Genomic DNA, 6063 nt, shown 5'->3' with positions numbered 1-6063 from the left:
GCCGCGGTCGCGGTCGGCGCGAAGCCCGCCGGCGGCCAGGGCTCGCCGCCGGCCACACGCGGAAGTCCGCGGCGGAGCGCCTTCGTCCCCTCGCCCGTGGCCGAAGGTGTCGCTTCTGGCGCGGTCGCCGCGGCTGTGGCGACCACAGGTGCCACCTTCTCCTCGACGGCAGCCTCCGAAGGTGTCACCTCTGGTCGCGCGGCGGTGTCGGTGGCGGCGACAGCTGCCACTTCCGCCGCAGCGGCGGGGACGACGGATGCCGGCGGCCACGGCTCCCCGCCGGCGACGCGCGGCAGGCCGCGACGCACGGCCCGCGCCCCGGGCACCGACACCTCGGGGGTCACGACCGCGGGGGTCGCGGCATCCGCGCCCGCAACTTCCGGCACCGATGTGGCAGCGACCGCTGCCGGAACCTCGCGAACGTCGGGTTGCGCGCCGGCCGGGGGCGTTTCGACTCGCTCGTCCCTCGCTCGCTCAACGAGCGGGGATTGCGCAGCGGCGCCGTTGCCGTTCGCGCCGGGCGCGGCGCCGGCGGGCGGCCAGGGCTCGCCGCCGGGCACGCGCGGGAGGCCGCGGCGCACCGTGGAACCGAACGTCGCCATGCCGGGTTACGCCTTCTTCGCCTCGAGCGCGGCGATCAGCTGCGGCACGACCGTGAACAGATCGCCCACCACGCCGAAGTCCGCGATCTCGAAGATCGGGGCGTCGGCGTCCTTGTTGATCGCGACGATGGTCTTCGCGGTCTGCATGCCGGCCTTGTGCTGGATCGCGCCCGAGATGCCGAGCGCGACATACAGCTGCGGCGACACCGAGACACCGGTCTGCCCGACCTGGTACGAGTACGGCACGTACCCGGCGTCGACGGCGGCACGCGACGCGCCGATCGCGGCACCGAGCGCGTCGGCGAGCTGCTCGACGAGTTCGAACTTCTCGCCGGATCCGAGTCCGCGTCCGCCCGAGACCACCTTCGCCGCACCACGCAGCTCGGGGCGCGACGACGACACCACAGCCTCGTCGACCGAGGTCACGGTCGCGGCGCGACGGCTCGAGGCGCGCACCTCGAGCGGCTCCCCCTCGACTCCGTCGACCGCGTCGGCGCGGGCGTCGATCGAGCCCTGGCGGATCGTGATGACCGGCGCACCCCAGGTGACGGCCGAGTCGACGTTGTACGCGCCGCCGTAGACCGAGTGATGCGCGACCACGCCTTCCGCGTCACGCGAGACACCGACCGCGTCCGCGGCGACACCCGAGCGGGTGCGGGCGGCATACCGGCCGGCGACCTCGCGGCCCTCCACCGAGTTCGCCACCAGGATCGCGTCCGGGCGCACCAGGTCGGCGGCCTCCGTCAGCGCGTCCACCCGCGGCACCGACAGGCCCTCGCCGGCCGGCGCGACCAGCACCGACGCGGCGCCCAGGGCCGCAGCATCCGTCGCCAACGCGGCGTCGCCGACGATCACCGCGACCGGCGTGCCCACCGAGGCGGCAGCGCCCAGCAGCTCGGCCGCCGTCTTGGCGAGCCCGCCCGAGGGCGTGGTGTCGAGGAGGACCAGGATCGAGTCATCTGCAAACGTCATCGGGGCACCTCACGCGAGCCGGTTCTGGATGAGGAAGTCGGCGAGCTTCTGGCCCGCATCCCCCTCGTCGACGATCTTGACGCCGGCCTCGCGCGGCGGCTTCTCGCTCAGTGCGATCACGATCGAGCGCGACGCATCGGGATCGTGCGGGTCGATCTCGAGCTCGGCGAGCGACAGGGTCTCGAACGGCTTCTTCTTGGCCGCCATGATGCCCTTGAAGTTGGGGAAGCGCGCGTCGGGCAGCGCCTCGGTGATCGAGATCACCGCCGGCAGCGCCGCCGTCACCTGCAGCGTCGCCCCGTCCGAGGCGCGCGTGCCGAGCACCTCGCCCTCGCGGATCTCGACCGAGCTGAGGTACGTCGCCGACGGCACGTCGAGGATCTCGGCCACCATCGCGGGGACGATCCCGCCCACCCCGTCGGTCGACAGGTTGCCGCCGATCACCAGGTCGAACCCGGTGCGCTGCAGCGCCGCCGCCAGCACCTCGGCCGTCAGCCCCAGGTCGGCGCCGAGCAGCCCCTCGTCGACGACCTGCACCGCCGACGCGGCACCCATCGCGAGCCCCTTGCGCACCGTCGCCGCCGACGACTCCGGCGTCATCGAGAGCACGACCACCTCGGTGCCCGGCGTCTTGTCGGCGTACGACAACGCGACCTCGAGCGCCCGCTCACCGATCTCGTCGAGCACCGTCTCGCTCGCGCCGCGATCGGCCAGGCCGGTCTCGAGCGACAGCTTGCGATCCCCATAGGTATCCGGGACTTCCTTGACCAGGACGACGATCTTCATACGATCTCCTCACGCTGGGCACGAGTCTATGGCTCGCGCCGCAATGTACCCAATCCCGCGAAATGAACCGGCGATGACCGACCCGTGACCCGCCGTGTGTATACATAAGCGGCCGTTTCGCGGCATCCGCGTGTCCGTCGTCAGCCCGGTCCACCGGTACGGTGGGGACGAGGAGGTCGACATGGCAGCACCCAGGCGTCTTCCGGTCGACCCGATCGCCGAAGCCAAGCGCCAGTGGATCGCCCATGGCTGGGAGGACGCGGCCGCGGGCATGACCGCCGTGACGTCGATCATCCGCGCGCAGCAGCTCCTCTTCGCGCGCATCGACACCGCGCTCAAGCCGTTCGGGCTGTCGTTCGCCCGGTACGAGATGCTGCGCCTGCTCGGCTTCACCAGAGAGGGACGGATGCCGATGGCCAGCGCCATCGCCCGCCTGCAGGTGCACCCGACGAGCGTCACGAACACCGTCGACCGCCTGGCCCGCGACGGCCTCGTCTCGCGCGAGCCGCACCCTGGCGACGGCCGCGCGGCGATGCTCGTGCTCACCGACACCGGGCGCGAGCTCGTGGAGCGCGCGACCACGGCGCTGAACACCGAGGTCTTCGAGGACCCGGGCCTCACCGACGCCGACACGACCGAGCTCGTGCGGATCATCGCACGCTTCCGCAAGGGCGCCGGCGACTTCACCGAGCCCCGCCCGATGCCCGACCCGCTCTGACCCCCAGGTCGCGACCGCGTCCAGGGCGTGATCAGCGGGCGGAGTCAGCGCCCCGTGAACTCGGGAGCGCGCTTCTCGCGGAAGGCGGCCATGCCCTCCTTCTGGTCCGCGGTGTCGAAGAGGCTCGCGAACACGTGCTTCTCGAGGCGCAGGCCCTCGGAGAGCGAGGTCTCCTGCGCGGCGTCCAGCACGGCCTTCGCGGCGTACAGCGACGGGAGGCTCTTCGACGCGATCGCCTCGGCCGTCTTCTGCGCCTCGGCCAACAGGTCGGCCGCGGGCACGACGCGCGAGGCGAGTCCCGACCGCTCGGCTTCCGCAGCATCCATCATCCGTCCCGTGAGGATGAGCTCGGCGGCCTTGTAGTAGCCGACCGCGCGGATGAGGCGCTGCGAGCCGCCCATGCCCGGGATGACGCCGAGGTTGATCTCGGGCTGCCCGAACTTCGCGGTGTCGGCCGCGAGGATGATGTCGCACATCATCGCCAGCTCGCACCCGCCGCCGAGCGCGTAGCCCGAGACGGCGGCGATCACCGGCGTGCGCACGGCGGCGAACTGCGTCCAGCCGCCGAAGTGGTCGCCCATCAGCATCTCGAGCCCGTTCTTGGACTCCATCTCCTTGATGTCGGCGCCCGCGGCGAACGCGCGCTCCGAGCCGGTCACGACGATCGCGCCGATCCCCTCGTCGGCATCGAAGATGGATGCCGCGGCCACGACGTCGCGGCACACCTGGGAGTTCAGCGCGTTGAGCGCCTCCGGCCGGTTGAGGGTGATCCACCCGACCCGGCCGCGGGTCTCGACGAGGATCGTCTCGTACTCGGTCATGCGTGCTCCGTCCCGGCCGCATCGGTGCGGTCCGTTCGATCGTAGATGCGCCGGGAAGGCGGGTCAGTCCGAGAACTCGCGGATCGAGTTGATGATGCCCGAGAAGTCCTCGCCGGCGCCGGGGCCGTCCGCGTAGTGGGCGTAGATCTCGCGCGCAAGCATGCCCATGCGGGCATCCACCCCCGTGAGCTGGATCGCCTGCTCGGCGAGGCCCAGGTCCTTGTTCATGAGGGCGCCCGCGAATCCCGGCTGGTAGTCGCGGTTCGCGGGACTCGTCGGCACGGGACCCGGCACGGGGCAGTTCGTCGTCAGCGCCCAGCACTGGCCCGACGCGTTCGAGGCGACGTCGAAGAGGGCCTGGTGCGAGAGCCCCAGCCGCTCCCCCAGCACGAACGCCTCGGCCACCGCGATCTGCGACACCGCGAGGATCATGTTGTTGCACACCTTCGCGGCCTGGCCGAGCCCGGCGCCTCCGCAGTGCACGACGCGGCGGCCCATCGCCTCGAGGAGCGGCCGTGCCGCCTCGAAGTCGTCGTCCGTGCCGCCGACCATGAACGCGAGCGTGGCGTTCTCGGCGCCGACCACCCCGCCCGAGACCGGGGCGTCGAGCGAGCGATGCCCGGCCGCCTCGGCGAGCGCGTGCGCGGCGCGCGCCTCGTCCACGGCGATCGTCGAGCAGTCGATGAACAGTGCTCCGGATGCTGCGACCCCGAGGAGCCCTTCAGCCCCGCCGGAGCCCCGATAGGCCTCCAGCACCTGCGCGCCGGACTGGAACATCGTGATGACGACGTCCGCGGCGGTGGCGGCATCCGTTCCCGAATCCGCGACGGTCAGCCCCGCCTCTCGCGCCGCGTCGACCGCGGCGGGGAAGAGGTCGAAGCCGACCACCTCGTGTCCGCTGCCGGAGAGATTCCGTGCCATGGGCAGGCCCATATGGCCGAGCCCCAGGAATGCGACCTTCATGTCGGACCTCCTCGTCCTGAGATCGTCAGTGCGCGAGCAGCTGGCGGCCGATGATCACGCGCATGATCTCGTTCGTCCCCTCCAGGATCTGATGCACACGCAGATCGCGCACCACCTTCTCGATCCCGTACTCGTGGAGGTAACCGTAGCCGCCGTGCAGCTGCAGCGCCTGGTTCGCGACGGTGAAGCCCGCGTCCGTGGCAAACCGCTTGGCCATCGCGCACTGCATGGAGGCGTCGGGCGCCTTCGCGTCGAGGGCGGCGGCGGCGTCGCGCACGAGCGCGCGTGCCGCCCGCAGCTCGGTGGCCATGTCGGCGAGCGCGAACACCACTGCCTGCTTCTCGGCCAGCGGCTCACCGAAGGTGAAGCGCTCGTGCACGTAGGTCACCGCGCGGTCGAGGGCCCACTGCGCACCGCCCAGCGAGCAGGCGGCGATGTTGATGCGGCCGCCGTCGAGCGCCGACATCGCGATCTTGAAGCCCTGGCCCTCGCCGCCGAGGATGTTCGCGGCGGGAACGCGCACCTCGTCGAGGATCACCTGCCGCGTCGGCTGGGCGTTCCATCCCATCTTGTGCTCGAGCTGCCCGAACGACAGCCCGGGGGTGTCAGCCGGCACGAGGAACGCGGTGATGCCGCGCGCGCCGGCATCGGCGTCGGTGCGGGCCATGACGATGTAGACGGATGCCTCGCCCCCGCCGGAGATGAACTGCTTGACGCCGGTCAGCACATACTCGTCGCCCGACCGGATCGCGCTCGTCGCGATGGCGGCGGCGTCGGACCCGGCACCCGGCTCGGTGAGGCAGTAACTGCCGAAGCCCTGCATCGAGGTCAGGAGCGGAAGCCACTCCTGGCGCTGAGCGTCGGTGCCGTACGTGTCGATCATCCACGCCACCATGTTGTGGATCGAGATGTAGGCGGCGATGGCGGGGTCGCCCTTCGCCAGCTCCTCGAAGATCGCGGCCGCGTCGGAGCGCGAGAGACCTGAGCCGCCGACGTCCTCGCGGACGTAGATGCCGCCGAGACCGAGTTCGCCGCCGAGCTGCAGCGTCTCGCGGGGGAAGTGCGATGCCCTGTCCCACTCCAGCGCGTGCGGCGCGAGTTCGGACTGCGCGAAATCGCGCACGGCTTCGATGATGGCTGCGCGCTCGTCTTCGCTGATGGCGACGGGAGCGAGCACGGGGACAGGGGTGGCGTCCATACG

The 6063-nt window shown here is 71.6% G+C and carries 6 protein-coding genes and 1 pseudogene; 1 reads left to right on the top strand and 6 read right to left on the bottom strand.

Translation table 11 applies throughout. The features are described 5' to 3' along the window. The 3 genes and pseudogenes from ACLBXX_RS07240 to ACLBXX_RS07230 all read right to left on the bottom strand — a co-directional run. Positions 1 to 602, bottom strand: a pseudogene (locus ACLBXX_RS07240) (hypothetical protein); the annotation flags it as partial. A gap of 6 nt (positions 603 to 608) precedes the next feature. Further along, positions 609 to 1574: an electron transfer flavoprotein subunit alpha/FixB family protein gene (locus ACLBXX_RS07235; protein WP_447657482.1), complete on the bottom strand. Its 966-nt coding sequence runs from the start codon at positions 1572 to 1574 to the stop codon at positions 609 to 611. Positions 1575 to 1583: 9 nt separating this feature from the next. Beyond that, positions 1584 to 2360, bottom strand: a complete 777-nt coding sequence (locus tag ACLBXX_RS07230) for an electron transfer flavoprotein subunit beta/FixA family protein (protein WP_447657481.1) — start codon at positions 2358 to 2360, stop codon at positions 1584 to 1586. 181 nt (positions 2361 to 2541) lie between these two features. Here ACLBXX_RS07230 and ACLBXX_RS07225 point away from each other — a divergent pair, with 181 nt between their 5' ends. Beyond that, positions 2542 to 3078, top strand: a complete 537-nt coding sequence (locus tag ACLBXX_RS07225; protein WP_447657480.1) for a MarR family winged helix-turn-helix transcriptional regulator — start codon at positions 2542 to 2544, stop codon at positions 3076 to 3078. A gap of 44 nt (positions 3079 to 3122) precedes the next feature. On the opposite strand, the gene ACLBXX_RS07220 is transcribed toward ACLBXX_RS07225, so the two are convergent. The 3 genes from ACLBXX_RS07220 to ACLBXX_RS07210 form a co-directional block, all read right to left on the bottom strand. Then, entirely contained in the window at positions 3123 to 3899 is a 777-nt protein-coding gene (locus ACLBXX_RS07220) for an enoyl-CoA hydratase-related protein (protein WP_387141085.1), read from the bottom strand. Positions 3900 to 3962: 63 nt separating this feature from the next. Next, positions 3963 to 4862 (bottom strand): 3-hydroxyisobutyrate dehydrogenase, encoded by a 900-nt coding sequence (gene mmsB / locus ACLBXX_RS07215; protein ID WP_447657479.1) that lies wholly within the window; start codon positions 4860 to 4862, stop codon positions 3963 to 3965. Positions 4863 to 4887: 25 nt separating this feature from the next. Beyond that, complete coding sequence (locus ACLBXX_RS07210; RefSeq protein ID WP_447657478.1) at positions 4888 to 6060, bottom strand: acyl-CoA dehydrogenase family protein; 1173 nt, start codon at positions 6058 to 6060, stop codon at positions 4888 to 4890. Positions 6061 to 6063: the final 3 nt, after the last annotated feature.

The organism is Microbacterium sp. C23T (genome assembly GCF_053345975.1).
Note: the sequence above shows the minus strand (reverse complement) of the source record. Positions and strands in the feature narration are given on the sequence as shown.